The sequence below is a fragment of the Mesorhizobium sp. NZP2234 genome (assembly GCF_013170765.1).
GTDB lineage: Bacteria > Pseudomonadota > Alphaproteobacteria > Rhizobiales > Rhizobiaceae > Mesorhizobium > Mesorhizobium loti_D.
On the sequence record NZ_CP033364.1, the window covers coordinates 4,173,004 to 4,199,121 of the forward strand.

The window sequence follows — 26,118 nt, forward strand, 5'->3', positions numbered from 1 at the left end:
GAGGCGGGCCACCAGACCTGCCAGTCGATAGGCATATAGGTCAGATCATGCCGCTTGATCAACGCGGCGATTCGGCCCATTCGGGTGTCATGACCGGCCACCAGGACGATTTCAGCCATCTCGACCGCGCCGGCCGCGCCATGGCAAATGTCGCGCGCGACCCGCGCTTGACGGTCAACATCGTCGTCGTCGCCGGCATCGTATTCGCCTGGCTGTTACTCGGGGCGATGGCGATTCGCGGCGCCGAGGTCCGAGGCAGAGCGCCCGGCGACACCCTCCTGCACGACTTGCCACAACTGCCGCTGCCCGATTTCCTGGAGCGGTTCTTCGCGCTTTGCCTATCGCCGGCGCCGCTGGACGCAAGCATCGGCTTGCGTGCCGTTGCGCTCGTCGTCATGTGGTTCCTGATGGCGATCGCCGCCATGCTGCCGTCCGCTGCCCCGATGATAAGGACCTATTGCGAGATCGCCGATACAGCCCGGATCAAGGGCGAGCCGGTCGTTCATCCTCTGGTGCTGGTTGCCGGCTATCTCGGCGTCTGGCTCGCTGCCTCGGCCCTGTTCTCGGCACTGACGCTCAGCGTGCACACAGTCGCCGCATCCAGCGAGATCTACGATCCAGTGCTTGGGATTGCCGGCGCGCTCGCGTTGCTGATTGCCGGCCTCTATCAGTTCAGCGGCCTCAAGGAGGCCTGCCTGAAGAAATGCCGCAACCCGTTCTCGATCCTGTTTTCGAACTGGAGCGCCAAAGCCGGCAGCGTCTTCCGGCTCGGTGTCGTGCAAGGCATCTGGTGTTTCGGCTGCTGCTGGGCGCTCATGCTGGTGATGTTCGCCGTCGGCGTGATGAACATCTTCTGGATGGCGCTGATCGGCGTATTCACCCTGATTGAAAAACAGATGACGGGCAGTCTTCCAACCCGACTGGCCGGTGCGATACTGCTTGTCTGGGCAGCCGCGCTGCTAGTAGTCTCGCTTTCAGTGGGGGAAATTCGATGACAGATCAGGGCTGGGCAATGAAAGGAGAGCTCGTACTCTCCTGCAATTGCACGGTTTTTTGCCCTTGCGTGCTGTCGCTCGGCAGTCACCCTCCGACCGAGGGTTATTGCCAGACCTGGGCGGGTTTCCGTATCGATGCCGGTCATTTCGGCGAGGTCGACCTGTCAGGCCTCAACCTTGGGCTGATCATGGAAATCCCCGGCTATATGAGCCGAGGCAACTGGACCGCCGGCCTGTTCATCGACAAGCGCGCCTCGATTTACGCGGTCAAGGCCTTGACGAAGATCTTCACCGGCAAGGCGGGCGGGACCACGTCGCTGCTGTCGATCCTCGTTGGAAAATTCCTGGGTGTGGAACAGGCGCCGATCACCTATGAGACCCGGGACAAGACGCGTATCTTCCAGATACCGAAGATCATCGATGGCGCGGTGACGCCAATCGCCGGCAAGGATCGCGAGAAGGATACGGTGATCACGAATTCCGAATACTGGATCGCGCCGGAGATCATCGTGGCGAGGTCCGACAAGAGCAAGATGCGCGCCTTTGGCCGCAACTGGAATTTTGCTGGCCGCTCGGCCGAGATCTGCAAGCTGGATTGGCGGGGCCCGTGAGCAAGAACACAACGGCCAGAAAGGCCGCCAAGAAGATCGCGGACCGGATTCCGCGACCGAAGAAGAAGGTCACCTGGCCGCAGGCAAGGGCGTTCTCCGTCCACCTGCTGACCGCGTCAGGCTCGTTCCTTGCGTTCCTGTCGCTGGTGGCGGCGAGCGAGGAGCGCTGGACGGCAATGTTCTGGTGGCTGGGACTGGCGCTGTTCGTCGACGGCATCGACGGGCCGATCGCCAGGAAGCTCGAGGTCAAGGAAATCCTGCCGACCTGGTCGGGCGAACTCCTCGACAACATTATCGACTATGTGACCTATGTGCTGATTCCGGCCTTCGCGCTCTACCAGCGCGGCTTCATGGGCGAGGGCCTGTCGTTCCTTTCAGCCGCGATCATCGTCGTTTCCAGCGCGATCTACTATGCCGACACCGGCATGAAGACGAAGGAGAATTTCTTCAAGGGATTCCCCGTGGTCTGGAACATGGTGGTGTTCACATTGTTCGTCATCGAACCGGGGCAATGGGTGTCGTTCGCTGTCGTGGTGGTGGCTGGCATCCTGACCTTCATCCCGATCAATTTCATTCATCCGGTGCGGGTGGTGCGGCTGCGGCGCATCAATCTCACAATGACCCTTTTGTGGTGCGCCTTCGGCGCGCTTGCGCTTGCGCAGGCGGCTCTCGCAGCCTTCTACGATCAGATCGGCGTGCTGGGCGAACAGGTAGGCACTTTCACCAAGATTGGCATTACCGTTACAGGGCTTTATCTGGCCTGCATCGGTGGCATCATGCAGTTCTTTCCAAATCTCGGTGCCAAGAAGGCCTGACCAGCCAGAGGAATCCCAATCCATGTCCAAAGCGATCCGTATCCACGCCCATGGCGGTCCGGAAGTTCTGTCCTATGAGGACGTCGATCCCGGCCAGCCGGGTTCCGGGCAGATCCTGGTCAGGCATACGGCCATCGGGCTCAACTTCATCGACGTCTATCATCGCTCCGGTCTTTATCCGCCGCCCGGAGGTTTTCCGCTTGTTCCGGGCAGCGAGGCCGCCGGCGTGGTGCTGGAGGTAGGGCAGGACGTCGATTGGCTGAAGCCCGGCGACCGGATCGCCTATGCCGTGACGACAGGAGCTTATGCCGAAGAACGCGTCATCGATGCCAGCCGGGTCGTCAAGATTCCGGATGGTATCAGCGACGAACAGGCCGCCGCGATGATGCTGAAGGGCATGACTGCCGAATATTTGCTGCGCCGGACCTTCAACGTGAAAGCGGGTGACACGATCCTGTTCCATGCCGCGGCCGGCGGCGTCGGGCTCATTCTCGGCCAATGGGCGAAACATCTCGGCGCGACCGTGATCGGCACGGCAAGCTCGACCGACAAGATCGAGCTCGCCAAGGCGCACGGCTTCGACCATGTCATCAACTACAAGGAGCAGGATTTCGTCGCCGGCGTCGCCGCCATCACCGGCGGCAGGAAATGCGACGTCGTCTACGATTCGGTGGGCAACGACACATTCCCGGCTTCGCTCGACTGCCTGAGGCCGCTCGGCATGTTCGTCAGTTTTGGCCAGTCGTCGGGACCGATCCCGCCATTTTCCATGTCGCTCTTGGCGCAGAAGGGCTCGTTGTTCGCCACAAGGCCGACGCTGTTCGTCTACAACGCAAAACGCGAGGACCTCGATGCCTCCGCAGCCGCGCTGTTCGACGTGGTTCTCAGCGGCGCCGTCGAGATCAAGATCAACCAGCGCTATGCGCTGAAGGATGCGGGCAAAGCACATTCGGATCTCGAAGGCCGCAGGACAACGGGGACGACTATTCTCGTTCCTTAGTCACGCCTGCCTTGTTATCCCTTGAATTTCCGCTGAAATTCTTGAAGCTCTTTCAAGACGCGTGCCGCTTTGCGTTGAGAGCCGGCGGCGCCTACCATGCTTGCGGGAACACAGAACATATCTGGCGAACCAGATGGGAGGCACTGTGAGTGCAGATCATGACGGGGCGAACCTGCTTGAGGTTCGTGGCCTGACCAAGATATTCGGCACGCTGACCGCGTGCGATCATGTCGATCTCAACATCGCCAAGGGTGAAATCCACGCGCTGCTTGGCGAGAATGGCGCCGGCAAGTCGACGCTGGTCAAGATGCTGTTCGGCTCGCTGGAGCCCAATTCCGGCGAGATTTTCTGGAACGGCCAGGCGGTGCGCATCACCAGCCCGGGTGCCGCCAAGAAGCTCGGCATCGGCATGGTGTTCCAGCACTTTTCGCTGTTCGAGGCGCTGACCGCGGCCGAGAACATCGCGCTGTCGCTCGATGACGGCTCGCCGATCAGCAGCATCGCCGCGAAGGCGAGGGCGCTTTCCTACAGCTACGGCCTGCCGCTCGATCCGGATTCGCTGGTCGGCGACCTGTCGGTCGGCGAACGCCAGCGTATCGAAATCATCCGCTGCCTGCTGCAGACGCCGCAGCTCATCATCCTTGACGAGCCGACCTCGGTGCTGACGCCGCAGGAAGCCGACAAGCTGTTCGAGACGCTGGAGCGGCTGCGCGCGGAAGGCAAATCGATCCTCTACATTTCCCATCGGCTGGAAGAGGTCAAACGGATCTGCGACCGCGCCACCGTGTTGCGGCATGGCAAGGTGGTCGGTCACTGCAATCCGCGCGAGGAGACAGCCGCCTCGCTCGCCCGCATGATGGTCGGCAACGAGGTGCAGGCCGTGGTGCGCGCGCCGGTCGAGGGGATCGAAACCGCAGATCCGCTGCTCGAAATCCGCCGCCTCAGCCGCAAACCGGCGACGCCGTTTTCGATTCCGCTCAAGAACATCAGCCTGAATGTCCGCGCCGGCGAGGTGATCGGCATTGCCGGTGTTGCCGGCAACGGCCAGGGCGAGTTTTTCGAATCCGTTTCCGGCGAGGTGTTGCAGCAGGATGCCGCCTCGGTGCGTATCCGGGGCAAGGATGCAGGTGGTCTCACCATCACCGGACGGCGCCTGCTCGGTGCCGCCTTCGTACCGGAGGAGCGCCTCGGCCATGGTGCCGCGCCGCGCATGAAACTCTCGGAAAACCTTTTGCTGTCGCGCCACGCGACCGACGGCACAGCGTTTGTCGGCGCTGGCGGAATGGTCAAAAGCGGCGCCGTCTACGCTGCCGCGCAACGCATCATCGTGGCGATGGATGTGCGCAAGAGCGCGCCGGATCCGGAAGCGGCCGCACTTTCGGGCGGCAATCTGCAAAAATTCATCGTCGGCCGCGAACTCGACCGCCGCCCAAGCGTCATGGTGGTCAACCAGCCGACCTGGGGCGTCGACGCCGGTGCGGCCGCCCATATCCGGCAGGCCTTGATCGAGCTGTCGCGCAGCGGCTCGGCGGTTCTGGTGATCAGCCAGGATCTCGACGAATTGTTCGAGATATCGGACGCGATCGCGGTCATGCACAATGGCGAATTGTCCAAGCCGATGCCGATCGCGGAGGCGACCTTCGAGAAGGTCGGCCTGCTGATGGGCGGCGCCGAGCCGGGCCACGCCGAACATACGCTGGAGACGGCATGATGCGCCTTGAACTCGTCAAACGCCCGCAGCGCTCGGCGCTGTTTTCGATGCTGTCACCCTTCATCGCCTTCGCGCTCACCATTATCGCCGGCGCCATCATGTTCGCTCTGCTCGGCGTCAATCCGCTGACGGCGTTCCGGATCTACTTCATCGAGCCGATCAGTCAGGTCTGGCAATTGCATGAGCTGGCGATCAAGGCGGCGCCGCTGATCCTGATCGCGGTCGGCCTGTCGGTCTGCTACAAGGCCAACATCTGGAACATCGGCGCCGAAGGCCAGTTCATTTTCGGCGCCATCTTCGGCTCGGCCATTCCGGTCCTGTTTCCTCAGTTCGAAGGCCCGCTGGTGCTGCCGCTGATGCTTCTGCTCGGCATGCTCGGCGGTGCCGCCTATGCGGCGATCCCGGCCTTGCTCAAGACCCGGTTCAACACCAACGAGATCCTGACCAGCCTGATGCTGGTCTATGTCGCCCAACTCTTCCTCGACTGGCTGGTGCGCGGCCCATGGCGCGATCCGCAGGGCCATGGTTTCCCGCAGACGATCCAGTTCGGCGATTCGGCAGTCCTGCCGGAACTGATGCCGGACGCCGGACGCGCCAACTGGGGTTTTGTCTTCGCGCTGGTTGCGGCGGTGCTGATCTGGATCCTCATGGGCCGCATGCTCAAGGGCTTTGAGGTCCGCGTGCTGGGCTCCAGCCCGAGGGCAGGGCGCTTCGCCGGCTTCGGTCTCAGCCGCATGGTGTTCTTCGCCTTCCTGCTGTCGGGCGCACTGGCCGGCCTTGCCGGCATCTCGGAAGTCTCCGGCGCCATCGGGCAATTGCAGCCGGTGATTTCTCCCGGCTACGGCTTCACGGCCATCATCGTGGCGTTCCTCGGCCGCCTCAACCCGCTCGGGATCGTCGCTGCGGGCCTGGTTCTGGCGCTGACCTATCTCGGCGGTGAAGCGGTGCAAAGCGCGCTTGGCATTTCAGACAAGGTGGCGAGGGTGTTCCAGGGCATGCTGCTGTTCTTCGTGCTCGGCTGCGACACGCTCATCCACTACCGCATCCGCCTGATCGGCCTGGCGTTGACGAAGCCGCAGGGCGCGGCACCGCTCGAAGCCGCGCCGAAGTTGAAGGAAGCCCGCTGATGGACATCACCGTCAACATCCTCCTGACCATCGCCACGGCGGCGACGCCGCTTTTGATCGCGGCGATCGGCGAACTGGTGGTCGAACGCTCCGGCGTGCTCAATCTCGGCGTCGAAGGCATGATGATCATGGGCGCGGTCGGCGGCTTCGGGGCCGGCTACATGACCGGATCGCCCTGGATCGGCCTTCTCGCGGCAATCGCCATGGGCGCGCTGTTCTCGCTGCTGTTCGCCGTCATGACGCTGTCGCTGGCCACCAATCAGGTGGCGACCGGCCTGTCGCTGACGCTGCTTGGCCTCGGCCTCTCCGGCATGATCGGAACGAGCTTCGTCGGCCAGCCTGGCGTCAGGCTGCCCAATCTCGACATTCCCGGCCTCAGTTCGATCCCGGTCGTGGGTAGGTTGCTGTTCGGCCAGGATCCGATCTTCTACATCTCGATCGCGCTGACCGCCGCCGTCATGTGGTTCCTGTTCAAGACGCGTACAGGCCTGACGCTCCGCTCTATCGGCGACAGCCATGCTTCGGCGCACGCGCTTGGCATCAAGGTCATCCGCTACCGCTATCTCTCGGTCATCTTTGGCGGCGCCTGCGCGGGTCTGGCCGGCGGCCATCTGTCGCTGGTCTACACGCCGCAATGGGTCGAGAACATGACCGCGGGCCGCGGCTGGATCGCTCTGGCGCTCGTGGTGTTCGCCTCGTGGCGGCCGTGGCGGGTGCTGGCAGGCGCCTACATCTTCGGCGCGGTGTGGATCGGCCAGCTTCATGCACAGGCTTTTGGCATTCCCGTGCCCTCGCAGATGCTTTCTTCTCTGCCCTATCTGGCAACCGTCGTGGTTCTCGTTCTAATCTCGCGCAACAAGCGTCTGACGATGATGAACACGCCGGCATCCCTGGGGCAGCCATTCGTTCCGGATCGTTGACAATAATAACAAACGGGAAGCTCCAAGGCTTAACACAGAGAGGTAACACGATGAAAAAACTGCTTATTGCCCTGATGACGACGACAGCGGCATTGTCGCTGGCCGCGTCCGCGGAGGCTGCCGACAAGTTGAAGGCCTGCTGGGTCTATACCGGTCCGATCGGCGATTTCGGCTACTCCTACCAGCATGACCAAGGCCGCCTTGAGGTCGAGAAAGCGCTCGGCGACAAGGTCGAGACCGCCTATCTGGAGAACGTCTCCGAAGGGCCCGATGCCGACCGCGCCTTCGAGCGCCTGGCACGCGAAGGCTGCAAGATCATCTTCGGCACGTCGTTTGGCTTCATGGACGCGGAAGTGAAGGTCGCCAAGAAGTTTCCCAAGGTGATGTTCGAGCACGCCACCGGCTACAAGACCGGCGACAATCTCGGCATCTACAATGCCCGCTTCTACGAAGGCCGCTACGTACTCGGCCAGATCGCCGCCAAGGAATCGAAGTCGGGCGTCGCCGGCTACATTGTTTCCTTCCCGATCCCGGAAGTGGTGATGGGCATCAACTCCTTCATGCTGGGCGCGCAGTCGATCAACCCGAACTTCAAGGCCAAGATCGTCTGGGTGAACTCGTGGTTCGACCCGGGCAAGGAAGCCGACGCCGCCAAGGCGCTGTTCGACCAGGGTGCCGACATCATCGTCCAGCATACCGATTCGACCGCTGCCCTGCAGGTGGCCGAGGAGCGCAAGCTGCACGGCTTCGGCCAGTCGTCCGACATGATCAAGTTCGCGCCGAATGCGCAGCTGACCTCGCTGACCGACGAATGGGGGCCGTATTACATCAGCCGCGTGCAGGCAGCCATCGACGGCACCTGGAAGCCGGACAATGTCTGGCTCGGCATCAAGGACGGCGCGGTGAAGCTCGCGCCCTACACCAACATGCCCGACGATGTGAAGGCGATGGCCGAGACGACCGAGAAGAAGATCGCCGGTGGCTGGAACCCCTTCACCGGACCGATCGCCAAGCAGGACGGCTCGGCGTGGCTGAAGGACGGCGAGGTCGCCGACGACGGCACGCTGCTCGGCATGAATTTCTACGTGAAGGGCGTCGACGACAAGCTACCGCAGTAAGCGCGGCGCACCACGTTTCAAAATAGGAAAGGGCGCCGCGAGGCGCCCTTTTTATGTGCCCGGAGAAACGGTAGGGAGGCTCAGACAGCCGAACCGTAAAGGTCATAAGCGTCGGCACGCTCAATCTTCACCGTGACGATGTCGCCGGCACGCATAGGGCGGCGCGACTGGATGTGGACCGAGCCGTCGATCTCGGGCGCGTCGTATTTGGTGCGGCCCTTCGCCGAGGTGCCGTGCGCCTCGTCGATCAGCACCGGCAGGCGCTTGCCGACCTTCCTGGCCAGCTGCGTCGCCGAAATCTTCTGCTGGCGCTGCATGAAGCGGTGCCAGCGTGCTTCCTTGACTTCCTGCGGAACCTGTTCGAGGCCGAGGTCGTTGGAACGGGCGCCCTTGACCGGCTCGTATTTGAAGCAGCCGGCACGGTCGATCTTGGCCTCGTCCAGCCAGTCCAGCAGCATCTCGAAATCCTCGTCCGTCTCGCCGGGAAAGCCGACGATGAAGGTCGAGCGGATGGCGAGATCGGGGCATACGTCGCGCCAGCCGCTGATGCGTTCGAGCGTCTTTTCGCCATGCGCCGGACGACGCATGTTCTTCAGCACCTGCGGCGAGGCATGCTGGAATGGAATGTCGAGATAGGGAAGGATCTTGCCGTCGGCCATCAGCGGGATGACGTCGGCGACATGCGGGTAGGGGTAGACATAGTGCATGCGCACCCAGATGCCGAGCTTGCCCAGTTCTTCCGAGAGATCGAGGAGTTTCGCGCGCACTTCGCGATCGCCGAACATCGACGTCTGATACTTGATGTCGATGCCGTAGGCACTTGTGTCCTGCGAGATTACGAGGAGTTCCTTGACGCCGGCCTTGGCCAGTTTTTCAGCTTCGCGCAGCACATCGGCGGCCGGGCGCGAAACGAGATCGCCACGCAGGGCGGGAATGATGCAGAAGGTGCAGCGGTTGTTGCAGCCTTCCGAGATCTTCAGATACGCATAGTGGCGCGGCGTCAGCTTGACCCCTTGCGGCGGCAGCAGGTCGATATAGGGATCGTGCGAAGGCGGAGCTGCCTCATGGACGGCCGCCATCACGCTCTCGTAAGCCTGCGGTCCGGTGATCGCCAGCACGTTGGGATGCTTCTCGCGGATCACGTCCGGCTCGGCACCGAGGCAGCCGGTGACGATGACCCTGCCGTTTTCGGAAAGCGCGGAACCAATGGCATTGAGCGACTCGTTACGGGCGGAATCCAGGAAACCGCAAGTGTTGACCACAACGAGATCGGCACCATCATGCTTGCGGGCGATCTCATAGCCTTCGGCGCGCAGCCGCGTGATGATACGCTCGGAATCCACGAGCGCCTTCGGGCATCCAAGGCTGACGAAACTGACGCGAGGGGCGGACATAGGCTGGTTTCCAATGGGGGTACGGGCCGAACGCTGATCCGGCCTCAAATCGCTGTAAATGTCGGTCTGTGGCGCGTGGCTGAAGCCAATACGCGCGGCGCAATAGCATGGCTTCCGCAATCAAGCAAACCGGCCGACAGGCCGGTCCGGGCCATAAGGCTGCCTCAGTGGCCTCCGGACCCGAACCAGGGTGCCAGGAAAGCGAAGTGTTCGGGGAATTGCTGCACGGCCCCGTCAAGCAGCATTTTGACCGCGACATAGAGGATGATCACCAGGCCGAGATAGGCAATCCAGCGGTACTTGTGCAGCAGGCGCGCAACGAACGAGGCGGCAAACCCCATCAGGGCGATCGACAGCGCGAGCCCGACAATCAGCACCGTCGGATGGTTCATGGCCGCGCCGGCTACCGCCAGAACATTGTCGAGCGACATCGAAACGTCGGCAATGACAATCTGCCAGGCCGCCTGCGAGAAAGTCTTGCTTTGCCCCTTGCCGCCGATGACCCCATCCTTGTTGAAGTCGCCGTTCGACAGCGCTTCCGTTGCGTCACGCTCCTGCTCGTGGCTGACGCGCAATTCGCGCCACATCTTCCAGCAGACCCACAGCAAGAGCAGGCCGCCGCCGATAAGCAACATCGGCCCGATGGTGAGCAGCCATTGCGTGATCAAGGCGAAGAAAATGCGAAGGACGGTGGCCGCTGCGATGCCGACGAGAATGGCCCGTTTGCGCTGGCTGGCCGGCAGTCCGGCCGCGGCGAGGCCGATGACGATGGCATTGTCGCCCGCAAGCGCAAGATCGATGGCGATGACCTGAAGAAGGGCCGATAGGCCCGCGGCGGTAAATATTTCCATCGACCTGGAAGCCCTTCGCCGAGTGTTCGTCGTCGACTATTCCGACGGGCCTAAAGGCATGGTCCGCTGCCGTCAAGGCGCCGCATTGGACAACGCTGGAAAACCACTTTCGTGGCAGTGGCATTACAGGAGATTTTCAGCCGCCGCCGGCTCGTGAACCGAGGCCGATACAAGCCCGCGAAAAAACTAGTCGTAGAGATTGTATTTTGCCCAGTCGGCTTCCGGAATCTCATCGCCGATCCGGTAGCGAAGCTGGAGAACTTCCATATGGTCCGGCCCCGTCTGGCATTTGAACTTCAGCCGGTACCATTGCCCCTTGCTGCGGAACGCCGCACCGGGGCTCCTGATCGCATCGGCGCTCATCTCAGGCGTGGCGAAGGCGTAGGCGACAACACGGTCGGCCTTGAACTTGCGATCGTCGTGGGTGATCCGGTCCAGGACTTCAGCATCGCACCGCTGCTCGAGGCGTGTTTGCGGATCAAGTTTCATCAGCCCGGCACGCAAGGCGTTGTCCATCGCGCTGGCCGGGAAAGCTAGCGTCAAGGACGCCATGGCCATCATGCAGAGTGTCTTCATGGGCGGGACAAGCAGCATGTTTTGTCTGAAAAATCAACCAAGAGGGGCGCTTCATGCCGGGCAAGCGGCCGCATTCAGGGGGTCGACGCAATCAAAATCTCGTGTCGGACATCCTCGTGCGAGGCCTGCGGCCAACGCACCAGCGAGGCGCGGCCGGCATCCGTGAGATCATAGAGGCCGCGGTCCACGCGCGCGAACCAGCCATAGACGTTGTGCTGCAGGATTTTCGGGGCGATCGGCGTCAGCGCCTTCAGATCGCGCGGCCGTTTGGGGCCGTGGACAAGCGCGGCGGCACAGGTGAGGGCGCTCTGGCGGTAGGCGGTCATGATCGGATTGCGCGATCCTCCGCCCGCGACAGGATCGCCGCGGCGGCGCTGGTGTTCGTCGACAAGGCGAGAGCGTCGCCGGGCATTCCTGCGTGGCTCAGGCGCGGCCGGGCTGACAAGCACTTCGACCTTGTCATTCGCGGTCACACCAAGCAAACCGAAACCGAGCCGGCGGCAGAGGTTGCGGAACCGGGCGTCGCTTTCGCGTCCCTTGCCCCGTGCCGACATACGCGCCGCCAGCCACACTTCGTCGCAAGCGGCCGCGCGGTCGACACCCTGCAGCACCAGTTCGAGGTTGAACTGCAGTTTCAGTTCGCAGATGACGACAATCGGCGGCTCGCCCTCGCGCAACGCGACGATGTCGCAGCCGCCAATCTCCCCCTTCACCAGGAAGTCGAGACTTTCGAGGAACCGCTTCACCGGCGCATAAAGGGAGGTTTCGTTCATGTCCCAAGGCTTAGCCGATTCGAGGCAAAAAGCCTTCCTGCTTCAGGGAGCGCAGTGCGCCGGATGCTCAGGAATGGATATTGCCCAGGAAAGCCAAGAGCACGCTGTTGAACTGCCCTGGGCGTTGCAGCGGTGCGAAATGGCTGACGTCAGGCAGGATGATCAATTCCGATGCCGGGACGTTTTGGGACAGATAGTTCGCGTGCTCCCGCTTGATGAATTCGTCATGTTCACTTTGAACGATCGCCACGGGCACGCTCGTCCGTGCCAGGTCGGCGGCGGAATAATTGGGCTCGGTCTTCATCATCAGGCCGACGGCTTTGACGAATGCATCGAACTGGCCCGGCGTTGCCGATAGTTCGGCATAGTCCTTGGCGTGCCGGCCCAAACATCGATCGATGACCGGACCGGGCTCGAATTCCCTGGTGCCGCTCGGATCCATGTTGCAGCCGAAGAAGAACACACCTGTGATCCGATCGGCGGCCTTCATGCCAAGGATGAGCGCAACGCACGCGCCATCGCTCCAACCCACCACAGCCGCCTTTTCCAATTGCAGCGTGTCCATCACGGCCAGGACGTCGGACGCCATCAGCTCGTATTTGTACGGTCGCCCGTCACGGGTGCTGCGCCCATGGCCACGGCTGTCGATCACCACGACCCGATAGCCGGCCTTGACCAGCTCGGGAACCTGAAATCCCCAATTTCCGCTGTGACCAAGGCCGCCATGCAACAAGATTACGGGAAGGCCGGCCCCAAACGTGGCGTACCAGATTTTCGCGCCCTCGTTTTCCACCCGGCCTTCGTGCCTGGCGGCCGGCAGGGGTGCGGCGCCATGCGCTTCGAATCTGCTGAGGTCGTCGTCTTGATAATCCATGCCGAGAACGCTCCGAGGCCAACGCGCAGCACCTATAATTATTGCTGGTGCCCGCCAAAACCAACCCACGACGCAATCTCCTCTGCCGGGCGACACCGCCATTTCGAGCAGCAGATGGCGGTTCCCATTGATATGAGCCGTCAGGTTTCCGTGCTCGGCACTGCCGGTTTCGATAGCTTGCCGCGAGGCATAAGCGGATAGCCGACCTGACCGAAGTAGCTGGACGGGATCGGATCATCGACACCGTATTTTTCCGGCACCTTGTTGCCGGTGGCATTGTAGGTGCCGAACACCATGTCGAGGAGAGGGAGTTGGCCGGCGAAGTTCTTGTCATAAGCCTCGCGCTGGTTGGCATGATGCCAGCGATGGAATTGCGGGCTGGCGATCAGCCACTTCAAGGGCCCAAACGGAATCCGCAGGTTCGAATGCACAAGCAGCGTGTGCCAAAAATATATGACCGAGAAGGCGGCGATCGAGGCATCGGAGAATCCGAGGAAAAAGATCGGCGTCAGCGATATCGCCTTTGTGGCAATCGCGTCGACCGGATGGGAGTGGAAAGCCCCGAGCCAGTCCAGTTCCTCAATGCCGTGGTGTACCGCGTGGAACCTCCAAAGCGCAGGGATTTTGTGGAAGGCCCGGTGCGCCCAATAGACGCCGATGTCGGTGATCAAGATGATTTCGGCGACCTGCAACCAGACGGGCTGACCGCCGACGGCGCGCATCATCGATTGCGGGACCACGAGTGCGGCGGCGTCAAGCGTGTAGGCCGCTATCAGGACGACGGCCACTTTTATGATGAAGCCGTTAAACAGCACATAGATCAGATCCACACCCAAGCCCTTGCGGAAGGTCTTCTGGGGCCGCTCGTGGAACAGATGTTCGAACGGAATGAATATCAACGCGGAGATCAACAGCGCCTTGATGCCAAAAATATCCATTCGCCCGCCTCTATAGCCCGGCCTTTGGCCAGCACCCGCTCGCACTTCAGCTTCTGGACAGAACCATATTTCTCCTTTCCAAAGGCTTGATGCCGACTTTCGTCTTTGCGGCCGGGCAGGTGACGGAGGCGCCCGCCGGCATGTCACACCTGTGTCGCACCCGGGCGATATCGGTGTAGCGCGCGGTGGCGAACGCAGCGCGTCGCGCGTCCTCCCAGGACTAACCCCTCCGGTTCCCTGCCGGCGGGGTTTTCTATTTCAAGTCTTGGCGTCGTCCTTGCTATTGCGACCCCACGGTCAGCACAGGACCTCTATCATGAATGGGTGCGATCGGCGACACCCTCATGAGGATCGGAGACTGGTGCCCTGGATTTGAATCTGCGTCGTGTCACGCCAGGCAGTTGAGCTTAGGCATTGAGGCTCTTCCTTCGGAAAATACCCGGTTTTCGGAAGGACGATACCCGGTTTTGTGCCCGGCTTTCAATGCGATCAACTGGTATTGAAATCGACCGAATTTGGACTCTGGAATTGGACGAATGGTAGCGTTTTCAGTGCCTTATGGTATCAATTTCAATCAAAAGGATGGGCATCTGGCGGAGGGAGTGCCCGCCGCTCCGCCGTTTTTGGTGATTTTTGTGCTCATAACCCGTTGTAAATACTCTAAAATCACCATATTCAATATGGCGGTTATGATAACGGTTACGGTTGATGGCCCGAAACAAGCTTACAGAAACCAAAATCAAGGGTCTGACTAAGCCGGGCATTTATGGTGACGGAGACGGCCTCTACATTCGAGTCCAAGCGGGTGGTAGCCGTAACTGGATATTCATCTGGCGCCGCGGAAAAGCCAGGAACGAAATGGGGCTGGGTGGCTACGGGCAGGGGACTGCCCCGGTGAGCTTGGCGCTAGCTCGAGAAAAGGCCGAAGTCGTTCGCAATCAGATAGCCCGCGGCGAGGATCCGCGAGCAGATCACAAGCCGGCTGCGGTGATCACCTTTGCGCACTGCATGGATGGGCTTCTCGCATCGAAGGCGAATGACTGGAAGAATGCAAAGCATAAGGCGCAATGGGAGATGACCTTGCGCGATTATGCGAAACCACTTCACGACCTCCCTGTTGCGGACATTGTGATGGGCGACGTGAAGGATTGCTTAATGCCGCACTGGCAGGAACGGCCAGAAACGGCCGACAGGCTACGGTCTAGGATCCAGGCAGTCATCGACTACGGCATCGCCCACGAATGGCGTACGGCTGGCAACCCGGCGCGCTGGCGGGGGCTTCTTGACAAGGTGATGCCCGCACGGAAGAAACTCCAGCGAGGTCATCATGCTGCGCTCGCATACGATCATGCGCCGACATTAATCTTGAGGCTTCGGGAGTCGAAAGGTGTCGCGGCCCGGGCGGTGGAGTTCATCGTTCTTACCGTGGCGCGGTCTGGAGAGGCACGGCGAGCCACATTTGCCGAGATCGATCTCGACGCCGCCCTGTGGGTTGTTCCTGCAGACCGGATGAAGGGTGGCGTGGAGCATCGTGTGCCGCTTACGGCGCGAGCTGTAGAAATCGTGCGAGCGATGAAACAGCGCGCAACTGGGGCCTACATCTTCGGCGGCGACCGCGACGAGACGCCGATCTCTGATACGGCTATGACCAAGGCGTTGCGCGCGGCATCTCCTGACAAGACAGTCACGTTGCATGGACTACGATCGATGTTCCGAGACTGGGCTGGGGACAAGACTTCGCACGACCGAGAGGTCGCAGAGGCTGCGCTGGCGCACCAGGTCGGCAATGCAGTCGAACGTGCGTACCGACGCGCCGACGCACTCGAAAAGCGGCGTACGCTAATGGATGATTGGGAATTGTACTGTGGAAAAGCATCTTCCTGATCCTTGAGTGGACGTCAAAGTCGCCTGCCTGTATTGACTTTAGCTTGGTAAAGGGGACTTATTGCTTCCGTTGGCGCTAGTTCGCCACCAAGCGCGATTTCAATCGCCGGGATTGGTGCCCGTGATCGCACCCGCGCCTCGCTGGCGTGACTTAACCTCCACCCTACGCACATTTGCAGCGCCCGCTTTTTTGGCGCCATGGAGGATTGCTTTGCAACCAAACAACGACAATGGCGCACCGCGCTTGATCTCGATCAAAGCGGTGTCGCAACTAACCAGCATGTCCAGAACACTAGTGAAAGCCCTGATAGCGGATGGGCAATTTCCACTACCAGTCAGACTTGGCGAGCGTCGGTTCGCTTTTGTACGCGCTGAGGTCCAAGCCTGGATCGACCGCCGTATAGCTGCGAGGGCCGCAGCATGAACGCACAGCTATCAGTATCAGAGCCGGCACCAGCACCGATACCGATATCAGAATATGACACCAGGCGCCTTTTCTTCATGCTTGGCGTCCTGACTTTCAATGCGATCGCCCTCGAAGAAGAGGAGGTCGTCAGCGTCGAGCATATGCGCGCGCACCTTGGTAAAATGTTTGAGCTCTCCCGAACTGAACTCGAAGCCCGCATCGACGCCTCCAAACTCTTTCGCCAGATTCTGAAGGCATCAAACCCCGATTAAGTCACCGTCAACCGAGCTATTTGGCGCAACAGGAAAGCGCCGGAACCAACCGGCGCCAACCTATCCGCACAACCGGACCAACCACATGAAATCAGAAGCACCGAGGGTGACGCGATGAGCGTCACGGAGGCCTCGCTCGCCTTTCAGAGCGCTGTCATCGACCTTCAGCTTGGCCAGGCGCTGGACAAGCAAGATCTTGACGAACGTGTTGAACGCCTGCGCGCCGCGAGCGAGGCGCTCAACTCCCAGATTATTAGAAGTGCGGCGGGTAAGGCGCGCCGAGCCGATAACGACAACGTACCGGCGACATTTCCCGGCATAATGCCGAGCGGAGAATTCGTGCGGAGCTTCACCCCGCCCGACTACCTGGTAGATGGACTGATTCAGTCCGGCTTTCTGTACTCGATTACCGGCCAGACGGGATCCGGCAAAACTGCAGTTGCCCTGCTCCTTGCAGCCTGCATTGCACTGGGTGCCCCGATTGCCGGCCAAGAGGTCAAGGAGGGGAGAGTCCTCTATTGCGCCGGCGAAAACCCGGACGACGTTCGCATGAGATGGATAGGCCTGTGTCATGAACTTGGCCTCAACCCTGAAGACATCGACGCGCACTTCGTTGAGGGAGTTTTCTCCATCTCGGAATTCGCAGACCGAATAGCCAGCGATGTTGAAAAGCTGGGTGGGGTCGCCGCGATATTTGTGGACACAACGGCTGCCTTTTTTCCTGGCACCGATGAGAACTCAAATGTCGAGATGGGGCACTACGCGCGTTTGTTGCGGTCACTGACCAGGATGGAATGCAGACCTGCCGTGATTGCTGCAAGCCATCCGATCAAGAACGCCTCTTCGGACAATTTGCTGCCTCGGGGCGGTGGCGCGTTTCTGAACGAAGTCGACGGCAATTTATCGTTGGCGAAGAAGGCCGACCGCAGCGCAGAATTGCATTGGCAGGGGAAGTTCCGCGGGCCGGATTTTCGCCCGATAATGTTTGATCTTCCGGAGATCAAGGTGCCGACGCTAATCGACAGCCGCGGGCGGCAAATACCCACGGTCCGCGCCAAGGTCGTCGGAGAAGAAGAGATCGCTGCGCGAGCTCATGCGGCGACCCGTGACGACCAGCGAATGCTTCTAGCCATACGCCAGGATGGCAGCCGATCATTGCGCGAACTGGCCAGTGAACTCGGTTGGAGAGACGCTGAGGGCGATGGCGATAAGAGGCGAGCGCAGACGGTGACTGACCGGCTGAAACGTGGCCAGTTCGCAATTTACGAAGTAGGTGCCTGGAAGTTGACCCGAAAGGGCGAGGAGGCCGCTATCGAGGCGGCAAAACAATTAAACCAAGTTGATCGTGGCGCTACTTTGGCTGCTGGCGTTGTGAAGGCGGCGCGGCGCAAGCGTACCGGGCGCACGTACCGTGCAACCGACGCTGGTGCGGGCGGCGAGTAAATGTTGTTAAATCAATAGCTTAAGCCCGTACCAGAGTTGAAGTCGTACACTACAGAAACCCTTTCCTTGGGTTGGTGGGGGTTTCACCCACCTACCCAAGGGCAAAAATTGAACCGTACCGTACCGTCCTTTTTCCTATGGGGGTGCACGTACGGTACGGCACCGAAAGGAGACTAACAGATGCGTATTGATGCGATGGGCACTGCAGCCCTCGGCGAAGCCGCCTTTGACGCAGCCCACCCTGTCAGCGGCGCGCCGGTTCGCGTTCTGGCCGTCAACGATGACGATCCTCAGCAAATCAAATGGCTAGTTGGATACACAGACGGCGCTGGCAACAAGCGCGTAGAGACGGTGGACGCCGTTGCGCCACGACGTTCTCTGGGTCGCAGGCTTCCTTGGACCTGGTGAAAGAGGGCTAACATGGCCAACATCATCCAACGCCCGTCAGAGCGAGCCGTACCTCGGCGCGTAACCGGCGCCGACGCCGTGGCAGAGAGCGCTCGGCCATCTCGCGGCCGGCGCCTGTCGTGGGAAGAATTCTATTTGCTTCGTCCCGATCGGCGGCCGGCGAACGACAACATCTCCAACGGCAAGCAGGAGGCGGCATGACGACAGCTACCGATCGCGCGAAGCTGCTCCGCGACGCGGACAGGTTACTTGCAGCTAACGACAATAGGCCACAGGAGGCCCGTGTGCGCTTTCGAGGTAGTCGGCCCGCATGGAACTGGCTCGCCAAGCACGACGCGCATGGTGCCGCGTGCCTGTGGCTTGTAATGCGTCAGCGCTTGCCGCAGCCCGCAAACGACAATTGCGCCGACGCGGTCGGCTTGAGCCTTGATCGGCGTAAAGGCGGCAAGGTGCGAGGACGGGATCCGGCGCCCCAGAATCTGGAAGCCTATTTGGCGCTACCTCCGGCCAAACCGCGACTGGGTAGTTCCGAGCCTATTGCGCCGGCGCTGCGCGGTTGGTTCGGATGGTTCGAGATTAAGCCGCAACCCGACGAGGTACCGTTTCACAATGACTGTCGCTTTGGGTTCGGTCCGCCCGCTATCGCGCAGGGTGCGTTCTTCCTCGGCGCGCAAAGCGGGGTAGGCCAGCCGCGACCATACACTCGTCACGGTGATGTAAGGCGGACTGACTCGGTCGAGTTCGCTATGGCTCCGCCTGAAGTCGACACAGTGATCGAGGCCGTGTTGGCACGGGCGACTTTACATGGCGTTGGCGAGGCACTCGGGGCGCGCGGCGGCTATGCCGATAGGCGAGGGCGGAAAGGTCTTATGGAAGCCGCGCGTTGGGCCAAGGCGGCTTCACCAATGCAGCAACAGGTTTAGCATAGTCAGCAATATCGGCATAAGCTTGAACACTTCTTCCCTCGAGAGGTGCCACCATTTTCGCTTCTTGGGAGGTGGTCGGCGCATACAATTCTCCATTTGAAAAACTCAAATCGAGAATCCTTTCGGGCCGATTTCTTATGTAACGCCCGAGATGGTTGGTTTCGCAAGCGGTTTCTTTGGAAAAATTCAGCAGAGCAGCGCTATCTGCAGATTGCCAGGATTAACTGATTGTTTTCAAAGAGATGTCCTGTTCCTACGGGACCGGGAACTGGGCCGTCTCCGGTTTTGAATCTGGTTTAGACCTGGTGTGATGTGCCAAATCGCGCCCGCTCGCGCCCTAAGGATACGAGTGGTTGTCAAGCTAGCCCGGCCGAAGGTGCGCGACGTCGCGCCGCGCATCGCCAACGAGATCGAGCCGAAAATGCAGAAGCTCGGCATCGAAAAAGCGGCTTTAGAAGAGGAGGGCCGACAGATACAGCGCAAGTCCGATCAGCACGATATGGGCGTGGCTGATGCCGCCAGGCAGGCGCGGATCGCCGCCATCCTCGGCCACCGATTGCCGGAGCAGCCCAAGCCGCAACGGACAAGATTGCACGAAATCATTGAGCGCGTTGGCGACATCGAAGCGGCATTGGCCATTATGAATGAAGACGCGAAGGTTGAGCGCAAACAGGCTGCAGCGAAGATCCTTGCTGCCGTCGAGCCCGTCCATCGACGTCTGGCCGAGACGCTCGGAGACGCGTTGTTAAAACTGCAGGCGGCGAACATGGCGCTCTGGCGCTTCTACAACGACCTGGATGGAGATGGCGTCAACATTGGCAGATTGGGCGACTTTCGATCGACCCGCCTCGGCAACCCACAAGACCAATACAGCGCTGTGCCCGCTCTCCTCTGTGAACTCGCTGGCGCCGGCTTTGTTTCGAAGTCTCAACTTCCAGCCGAGGTACGCCCGTGAGACCCAATCCGATCAAAGTACCCGGCGTCAACTTGCACCGGATGGCCGAGCGCGCGGCGTTTGCCGGTCGGGTGTCAGCCCGAGGCTTTGGGGTCGCTCCAACCGGTATGATGCTTGCAAACCATCAGGAGTCGGAATTCGTGCGTCCGGCACTGCGCGGTTTGGCTGTCAGCTACGGACAGGTATTCGAACGCGATGGCGATCTCGTGGCCTTCTTGCAAGGATGTTTTTCTGAGTCGCTGGCAAGCGACGTGATCAAGCTGCAGGTCGATCATATCGCCGACACTGAGGCTGGCGACACGCAGTCCGGATTGCGGTTTGTCGACCATGCAGACGCTCTCGCTTTTGAGTTTGAGGTTCCATCGACCCAGCGCGGTGCAATGCTTGCCAGCATGGTAGCGAGCAACGGACGAACGGACGTTTCGGTGGGCGTTGACGTGCTTGCCCGCACCGAAAAGGAATTCCGCGGTCACAAGGTGCGCTTGGTCACGAAAGCGAAGTTGCGCGAGATCAGCATCTGCAAGTCGGGTGCGGTAAAAAACGCCAGTGTTCGGCTGTTGGATCTTGCTGCAACGAGCCTCACGCTCGAGGACGATTTGAAGCATGGTGTGCTTGGCACCGTCGCCAGGATCAATGAGTCCGTTACAGGCATAAAAGAAGGCGTCGATCGTCTAGCAGCCGCAGTAAATGCCAGGCGTAACGCTGCGCCTTCAACGACACGCAATGCCGAGCATGCCGAGTGGGCGAAACAGATGCGCATCAGGCGCCTGATGCCGAATTAGTCTGAATTGGCGTCCTCAATGAGGGTTGCGAGGGCTAGTGCTTCTTCGCGAACAGATCGTGGCGCTAGCCGGTAGTCTCGTTGGGATACAGCCTCCGCCAACGCCACCCGCTCTGCTAACATCTGGTGACGGGGATTGATTTCTTCGGCTGTCGCCTCGATAGATGAATAAGCTCGCAAGCCAAGACCCATCTTTGCGCTCATGGCTCTCTGGGTTAGCCCCAGTCTCCTGCGCAGTAACGTTAGCTCGCGCCCATCCATTGATGCAGGCTCCAGGTCTTGCTATGTTTGGCGCCGGATGAGGGCTGCAATCCCTCATCCGGCTCCGGCTCATCGGTCGAGGGAGAACGAGATTCTCCATCGGCCTAGCCGGACACGGAAGTTAAGCAGAACGCTCATTTGGACCTCCTGTCCGTCACCGAGGCGTAATTGCCTCGGTGACGGACTCATATCAAATGAGCATTTTGTGCGCAAGGCAAAAGCATTAATTGCATATTTGCCTCGGGGTGGGGGGGTGGTCGGATATCTAGGACCGATGGTCCTAAGGACCGGCGGGGGTACCATCGTACGCAATGCCACAATTCAGGACATGGGGGTGAAATGCCCAGACCAAGAAAAAGTCTCGAGCAGTTGCGGCTTTCAGGTGCCCTTAAAAAGAACCCTGGGCGCTATGCACAACGCACAGAACTAGCGGACGATAGGCCGATCGGCGAGCCCTACGAATGGCTTCCATCGTCCGCTCAGGACGCGTGGGGCGAGATGGTGCCTACACTGCCTTGGCTGCGCTTCTGCCACCGCAGCATCGTTGGTATCACTGCGCTGTTACTTGGAAAGATGCGCAACGGCGATCTGGGCGTGGCGGGTATGACGCTACTGAATCAGTGTCTCGGCAAACTTGGTGCGACACCGGCATCATTCCCGAAGGTTGGATGGTCACCGCAGTCGAGCGCTGAGGATCTAGCGGACGAGTATTTCCGGTAGCTTCCCTACTGCCGATTGTTGTTATCCCGCTCAAGGACGTCAATCACCCACTCAATGTAGGCGCGTAGTTCAGGTGAGTGATTGAAAAATGCGAGCAAATCCGTAGCGTTTGAACGCAGCAGTGGTACTGCGTTTCTTATGAACTCCATGTTCGGATCACCGGCGTATGCAGAGACGGTCATCGCAGCTCCCAGAACTCCCAAAATGCTTAGATCGCCAAGAAGTATCTTCGTGGATGAGACGACGGTATTTCTGACCGCAATGTATGCCGAGTAACCAGCTCGCGATCCCGTCCAGCCAAAGTGAGCAACGTAGTCGGCGACGGGCCGATTTATCTCAATCGTCTCTGCTTCGATGATCTTTTTGTTGACAACAAAACTGTTGAGAAGGGTGTTGCCAGGCGCCTCGATCTCACGAATTCGTTGAGCATCGAGGAGGAACTCATCAGATTTCCTGACAAGATCTGCCCCTTCTTCAAAACCCATAATGAAGGCGCCGTGAATGCGTGATATGGCTTGCAATGCAGCCGCAGTCTGAGGCTCAATTGGTTCCGCTAAGGTGCGATCTATATTTTGCTCACGGTAGGCATCAGCAAAGCTCAACAGTGACGCACCCACGGAGTATACTGACACGATGTCAATTTCGCTTGTGTTCGGCTCCAGCAATAGTGTGTATTCACGAGCGGCCCGAACAAGTTCGGGAAATTTGTTCTCCAACTTAGCAAAATTTGCCGCTGAGCCGGCCAGCGTCGCCCTTAAGCGCTGATGAAGTCCCGATTGCGCTTTTTCGCTGAAATTGCCAAGCGGCAACGCTGTCCCTGCCAGTTTACCATCGCGCAGTTCGAACTGCGGACCCTCCGACAGCTGCGGCTCTGGCGGCTTCGGGTATTGCCTACTTATTGGGAGCGTCCGGTTCGGGCCGCCAAAGCTGAAATGCGCCTTCCCTCCGTCCTGCGTAGGCTTTCCAGTCTCTGGTTGCAGATTTGTAATCGTTGGCTGCTGTGCTTGAGGTTGTGATAAGCCCTGATAGCCGAATGAGGCGAGCTCACTCTCCATCTTGGCGAACTCATCGGCTAGGTCAGGTGCTACAGCCGGCTGCTTGTTGCGGTCGATGGAGGAAGAGATGTGCTCCAGTTCGGCGAGCGGATCCGTTTCCGGCGCGCGATTGGAATAACCTCCCTCGACCATCGAGATGGCGTCTTCCAGCGAGAGCATCTGGCTGGCCTTGTCGGATGCGGGAATCGGCGGCGAAAACTCCGCTAGCTTCCTCGCCAACGTGGCACGAACGCTTTCATAAATGCGCACACGCTTTTCGGACGTCTCGTCGCCGTGCCTAGCGAGTGCCTTTTTCAGAATGCCAATGAAATCTGCCATTTACAAACCCTCCCGGCAATTCGGGATAACAGGTCGGCAGTCTGCTGAATAGCTGGCCATTCCATCCACTGTAACCCTCAGAAAGACTTCGTACCATGATCGACCAACGTGCTTCGGCGCGATCGCCCAACTGTGCGCTTATACAAGAAACCACCGCTCTTGAGCTTCTAGAAAACTACGTGGCATCGGCCGCGACGGCCGACCTTGTTGGCGAGCTTCGCAGCCGCGGGTTCACGGATAGCTACGTTGTGTCAGCGCTGCTCGCCGGCGCCATCACTCTAATCCGCGGCCTCTCGGATCCAACGGCCTGGGCAGCGCTCCTTGAGCAGACTGCGAACGACCTGAGGGATGCCGATGGCCGCTAGTAGCGACGACCTGCTAATTTCGGTCAGCACCGACCTCACCACGGTCAAACGCCAACTCAAGCAGCTTGTTAGCGACATCGGCACCGCTACGGGCGGGATTCAAAAGCAGTTCGACAGCGTCGGACGTGGCATCGACAAGTCCATGACTACCGCGCTGCAGGCGCGCATCAACGACATGGTTGGGATAGGTGCCAAAGCAGGCAAGGAATGGAACGGCGTCCTTGCTGACCAGGGCCGTGAGCTTGAATCGCTGCGCGCGAAATACAGCCCGCTGTTTGCCGCCCAGCAGACCTATCTGAACAATCTCAAGAATATCAAAATGGCGCAGGCCATCGGCGCCATCAGCGGCGACGAGATGTCTGCTGCCATCGCGCGCGAAAAGGCGGCCTTCACAGGCAACGTCATCGCCATCAATACTCACGATGCTGCAATGCAGAAAGTGCGCAGCACGGCAAAGCTCACCGCCAACCAGATGCTCAATCTGTCGCGGCAGGGCAATGACGTGATCACCATGTTCGCGCTTGGTGCGCCTCCGATGCAGATCTTCGCATCGCAGGCCGGCCAGATCTATGACGCGCTCGAGCAAGGCCCGAATGGCGTCAAGGGATCGTTGAAGGCGATTGGCGAGAGCGCGTTAGGGCTTGTCACAAAGTTTCCGTTGGCGACGGCTGCTATAGCTGCGGCTGGCGTGGCGTTCCTGGCCTACCAGGCGTACGGCGGCAGCAGCCTCAAAACGCTAGATGAAATCCTCAAAAACCACGAGGAAAACATCAAGCGCCTTGGCGACGCCTACGACGTGGTGGCAACCAAACAGCACAAGTATGCGAGCGATACCGCAAACACGGTCAACGCCCTCAACGAAAAGAACGTCCAAGACCTAAAGAACCTGCTTGGCGCGCAGGTTAAGGAGGTTTTCGACTCCATCTACAAGACGATTGGCGCTGGCGGTGGCAACCAAGGGCCACTTTCCAAGACGCTGATCTCGACCTTTGAGCCGTTCCAGGCTGCCATCGAAAAACTTGCCGAGGGTACTCGCAACGGCACGCCAGACATCAAGGCGTTTCGAGACGAGGTTACCAACGTCGCCAAGACGGATCCGAGCAATCTAAACGCTGCCCGCGACACGCTTCTTGCCATAACGGCCGAGGCAACAAAGACGGCCGACGCGCTACCGATCGTGAGTGCCGCAGTTTCAGGCACGATAGATGTCGTCGATCAATTCAATCGTGCACTCGCAAACGTAGATTCGAAACCGGTCCAAGACGAGCTGCAGGCCCTGTTCGACAAGGCTTTGGCTGGCAGGGAGCCGATTGAAGGCATCCTCATTGAACTTGCCAAGCTGGAGCAGGCTAATCCGAGTTTCGCGGGAATCCTCTCGGGCTTCCAGGGCATCCTAGCTGCTGCAGCGAATACCGCAGCTGCGCTGGACAATCTCGGCTCCCACTACTTTGCCAATCAGGGCACGCCGACGAATGGCCGTCAGAAGCTGCCTGTTGGGTTGCTGCCAGACACTGCTCCTACCCCAGATTTCGCACCGAACCGGGAAGACCTCGGCCACGAATACGACAAGGCGGTAGAGGCGGCACAGCGCAAGGCAGATGCGGCCGCACGCAGAGCCAACCGTCCGCAGCAAAAGACCTCTGACGACAGGTTTGCCGAGGACATCCAAGCGATCAAGGATCGCACTGCGGCGCTCAACGAGGAAATCTCGACGCTGGGCCTTTCCTTTGAGGAGCAAACCAAGCGCAAGACGTCGCTTGACCTCGAGCAGGAAGCACTAAAGCAGGTCCGCGAAGAAGCTCGCAAGAAGGGCGACGCCGACTGGCAGAGCGTCCAACTGTCACCCCAGCAGGTGCAGGCGATCAACGACGTCTCGGCTGCCTATGCCAAGCAGGCGGAGGAACTGCGCAAGGCGCAGGAAATGTACGACCTTCAGCGCGACGTGCTGAAGGGTGCATTTGACGACATGCGGTCCGCGTTGGACGACGGCAAGTTGTCCTGGCAGGACTTTGGCAACATTGCCATGAACGCCCTCGATAAGATCATCGACAAAATCGAGAATGATCTCATCGACGCAATCATGCAGGCCAACTCGGCCGGTGGCGGCGGAAGCGGCGGCATACTTGGTGGGCTGTTCAGCCTGCTAGGGCTTGGTGGTGGGTCATCATTCAATCCGACATCCGGCGGCTTCGCCCAGATGTTGGGCATCCCTGGCTACGCGAACGGAACGGACAATCATCCCGGCGGTCTAGCCGTTGTTGGCGAAAAGGGGCCGGAGCTTCTTAATCTGCCACGCGGCTCGCAGGTGATCCCGAAGATGCCGATGATACTTGCTCCTGCAAACCAGAATAGCGCTGGATACAACGATAACCGGCAGATCACAATTGATGCCCGTGGTGCTCAGAAGGGTGTTGGCGAGGAAATTAAGCGCGCCCTTGCCGAATACGACAAGAGCTCGATCCCTCGCACGCTATCAGCCATTCGGACAGCCAAGATACGGGGAATGGTGTAATGCCCGACACCAAAGCCGAAGTTGAAGCGGCGGTAGCAAGTATAGCGCCGCTCGGGGCGGCTATCCTGGCGAAAGCCGAAGCCGCCCGTAAGGCCCGCAAGGACAAGAA

24 protein-coding genes are annotated in these 26,118 nt (G+C 60.0%); 17 read left to right on the forward strand and 7 right to left on the reverse strand.

Going from position 1 to position 26,118, the window contains the following annotated elements:
- Positions 1 to 47: 47 nt before the first annotated feature.
- The 8 genes from EB230_RS20570 (at position 48) to EB230_RS20605 (ending at position 8,297) form a co-directional block, all read left to right on the forward strand.
- Entirely contained in the window at positions 48 to 995 is a 948-nt protein-coding gene (locus tag EB230_RS20570; RefSeq protein WP_172373779.1) for a DUF2182 domain-containing protein, read from the forward strand.
- Complete coding sequence (locus tag EB230_RS20575; RefSeq protein ID WP_056577265.1) at positions 992 to 1,606, forward strand: DUF1326 domain-containing protein; 615 nt, start codon at positions 992 to 994, stop codon at positions 1,604 to 1,606. The genes EB230_RS20570 and EB230_RS20575 overlap by 4 nt, the downstream gene beginning before the upstream one ends.
- Entirely contained in the window at positions 1,603 to 2,421 is an 819-nt protein-coding gene (gene pcsA, locus EB230_RS20580; RefSeq protein WP_056577267.1) for a phosphatidylcholine synthase, read from the forward strand. The genes EB230_RS20575 and pcsA overlap by 4 nt, the downstream gene beginning before the upstream one ends.
- 22 nt (positions 2,422 to 2,443) lie before the next feature.
- Positions 2,444 to 3,421 (forward strand): quinone oxidoreductase, encoded by a 978-nt coding sequence (locus EB230_RS20585; protein ID WP_172373781.1) that lies wholly within the window; start codon positions 2,444 to 2,446, stop codon positions 3,419 to 3,421.
- A 133-nt stretch (positions 3,422 to 3,554) separates the two neighbouring features.
- Complete coding sequence (locus tag EB230_RS20590; RefSeq protein ID WP_056577274.1) at positions 3,555 to 5,132, forward strand: ABC transporter ATP-binding protein; 1,578 nt, start codon at positions 3,555 to 3,557, stop codon at positions 5,130 to 5,132.
- Positions 5,129 to 6,259 carry an ABC transporter permease gene (locus tag EB230_RS20595; RefSeq protein ID WP_172373783.1) on the forward strand — a complete coding sequence of 377 codons (1,131 nt, stop codon included), beginning with the start codon at positions 5,129 to 5,131 and terminating at the stop codon, positions 6,257 to 6,259. The genes EB230_RS20590 and EB230_RS20595 overlap by 4 nt, the downstream gene beginning before the upstream one ends.
- On the forward strand, positions 6,259 to 7,179 hold the full coding sequence (locus EB230_RS20600) for an ABC transporter permease (protein ID WP_172373785.1): 921 nt from the start codon (positions 6,259 to 6,261) through the stop codon (positions 7,177 to 7,179). The genes EB230_RS20595 and EB230_RS20600 overlap by 1 nt, the downstream gene beginning before the upstream one ends.
- A gap of 50 nt (positions 7,180 to 7,229) precedes the next feature.
- On the forward strand, positions 7,230 to 8,297 hold the full coding sequence (locus tag EB230_RS20605; RefSeq protein WP_056577282.1) for a BMP family ABC transporter substrate-binding protein: 1,068 nt from the start codon (positions 7,230 to 7,232) through the stop codon (positions 8,295 to 8,297).
- Between the two features lie 80 nt (positions 8,298 to 8,377).
- Here the strand turns inward: EB230_RS20605 and rimO are convergent, their stop codons facing one another.
- The 6 genes from rimO to EB230_RS20635 form a co-directional block, all read right to left on the reverse strand.
- A complete protein-coding gene (rimO, locus tag EB230_RS20610; RefSeq protein WP_172373787.1) occupies positions 8,378 to 9,691 on the reverse strand; it encodes a 30S ribosomal protein S12 methylthiotransferase RimO in 1,314 nt (437 codons plus the stop codon).
- A gap of 164 nt (positions 9,692 to 9,855) precedes the next feature.
- Positions 9,856 to 10,542, reverse strand: a complete 687-nt coding sequence (locus tag EB230_RS20615; RefSeq protein ID WP_056577290.1) for a TerC family protein — start codon at positions 10,540 to 10,542, stop codon at positions 9,856 to 9,858.
- A gap of 186 nt (positions 10,543 to 10,728) precedes the next feature.
- A complete protein-coding gene (locus EB230_RS20620; RefSeq protein WP_056577293.1) occupies positions 10,729 to 11,136 on the reverse strand; it encodes a DUF930 domain-containing protein in 408 nt (135 codons plus the stop codon).
- Between the two features lie 56 nt (positions 11,137 to 11,192).
- Entirely contained in the window at positions 11,193 to 11,891 is a 699-nt protein-coding gene (locus tag EB230_RS20625) for a DUF2161 domain-containing phosphodiesterase (protein WP_056577296.1), read from the reverse strand.
- Between the two features lie 67 nt (positions 11,892 to 11,958).
- Positions 11,959 to 12,765: an alpha/beta hydrolase gene (locus EB230_RS20630; RefSeq protein ID WP_056577297.1), complete on the reverse strand. Its 807-nt coding sequence runs from the start codon at positions 12,763 to 12,765 to the stop codon at positions 11,959 to 11,961.
- Positions 12,766 to 12,905: 140 nt separating this feature from the next.
- On the reverse strand, positions 12,906 to 13,703 hold the full coding sequence (locus EB230_RS20635; protein WP_172375139.1) for a sterol desaturase family protein: 798 nt from the start codon (positions 13,701 to 13,703) through the stop codon (positions 12,906 to 12,908).
- Positions 13,704 to 14,411: 708 nt separating this feature from the next.
- On the opposite strand from EB230_RS20635, the gene EB230_RS20640 reads away from it, so the two are divergent.
- The 8 genes from EB230_RS20640 (at position 14,412) to EB230_RS20675 (ending at position 21,759) form a co-directional block, all read left to right on the forward strand.
- Positions 14,412 to 15,587 carry a site-specific integrase gene (locus tag EB230_RS20640; protein WP_172373789.1) on the forward strand — a complete coding sequence of 392 codons (1,176 nt, stop codon included), beginning with the start codon at positions 14,412 to 14,414 and terminating at the stop codon, positions 15,585 to 15,587.
- 121 nt (positions 15,588 to 15,708) lie between these two features.
- Entirely contained in the window at positions 15,709 to 16,011 is a 303-nt protein-coding gene (locus EB230_RS33000; protein WP_281410907.1) for an AlpA family phage regulatory protein, read from the forward strand.
- Positions 16,008 to 16,265 carry a hypothetical protein gene (locus tag EB230_RS20650; RefSeq protein ID WP_172373791.1) on the forward strand — a complete coding sequence of 86 codons (258 nt, stop codon included), beginning with the start codon at positions 16,008 to 16,010 and terminating at the stop codon, positions 16,263 to 16,265. The genes EB230_RS33000 and EB230_RS20650 overlap by 4 nt, the downstream gene beginning before the upstream one ends.
- Positions 16,266 to 16,379: 114 nt before the next feature.
- The gene (locus EB230_RS20655) at positions 16,380 to 17,708 is read left to right on the forward strand and encodes an AAA family ATPase (protein ID WP_172373793.1); all 1,329 of its coding nucleotides are present in this window, start codon (positions 16,380 to 16,382) and stop codon (positions 17,706 to 17,708) included.
- 180 nt (positions 17,709 to 17,888) lie between these two features.
- Positions 17,889 to 18,116, forward strand: coding sequence for a hypothetical protein (locus EB230_RS20660; protein ID WP_172373795.1), 228 nt, complete (start codon positions 17,889 to 17,891; stop codon positions 18,114 to 18,116).
- A gap of 1,275 nt (positions 18,117 to 19,391) precedes the next feature.
- Complete coding sequence (locus EB230_RS20665; protein WP_172373797.1) at positions 19,392 to 19,997, forward strand: hypothetical protein; 606 nt, start codon at positions 19,392 to 19,394, stop codon at positions 19,995 to 19,997.
- On the forward strand, positions 19,994 to 20,779 hold the full coding sequence (locus EB230_RS20670; protein WP_172373799.1) for an HK97 family phage prohead protease: 786 nt from the start codon (positions 19,994 to 19,996) through the stop codon (positions 20,777 to 20,779). The genes EB230_RS20665 and EB230_RS20670 overlap by 4 nt, the downstream gene beginning before the upstream one ends.
- Before the next feature lie 599 nt (positions 20,780 to 21,378).
- Positions 21,379 to 21,759 carry a hypothetical protein gene (locus EB230_RS20675; RefSeq protein WP_172373801.1) on the forward strand — a complete coding sequence of 127 codons (381 nt, stop codon included), beginning with the start codon at positions 21,379 to 21,381 and terminating at the stop codon, positions 21,757 to 21,759.
- Between the two features lie 5 nt (positions 21,760 to 21,764).
- On the opposite strand, the gene EB230_RS20680 is transcribed toward EB230_RS20675, so the two are convergent.
- Positions 21,765 to 23,132 (reverse strand): hypothetical protein, encoded by a 1,368-nt coding sequence (locus tag EB230_RS20680; protein WP_172373803.1) that lies wholly within the window; start codon positions 23,130 to 23,132, stop codon positions 21,765 to 21,767.
- Between the two features lie 354 nt (positions 23,133 to 23,486).
- Between EB230_RS20680 and EB230_RS20685 the strand changes: the two genes are divergently transcribed.
- On the forward strand, positions 23,487 to 26,009 hold the full coding sequence (locus EB230_RS20685) for a phage tail length tape measure family protein (protein WP_172373805.1): 2,523 nt from the start codon (positions 23,487 to 23,489) through the stop codon (positions 26,007 to 26,009).
- Positions 26,010 to 26,118: the final 109 nt, after the last annotated feature.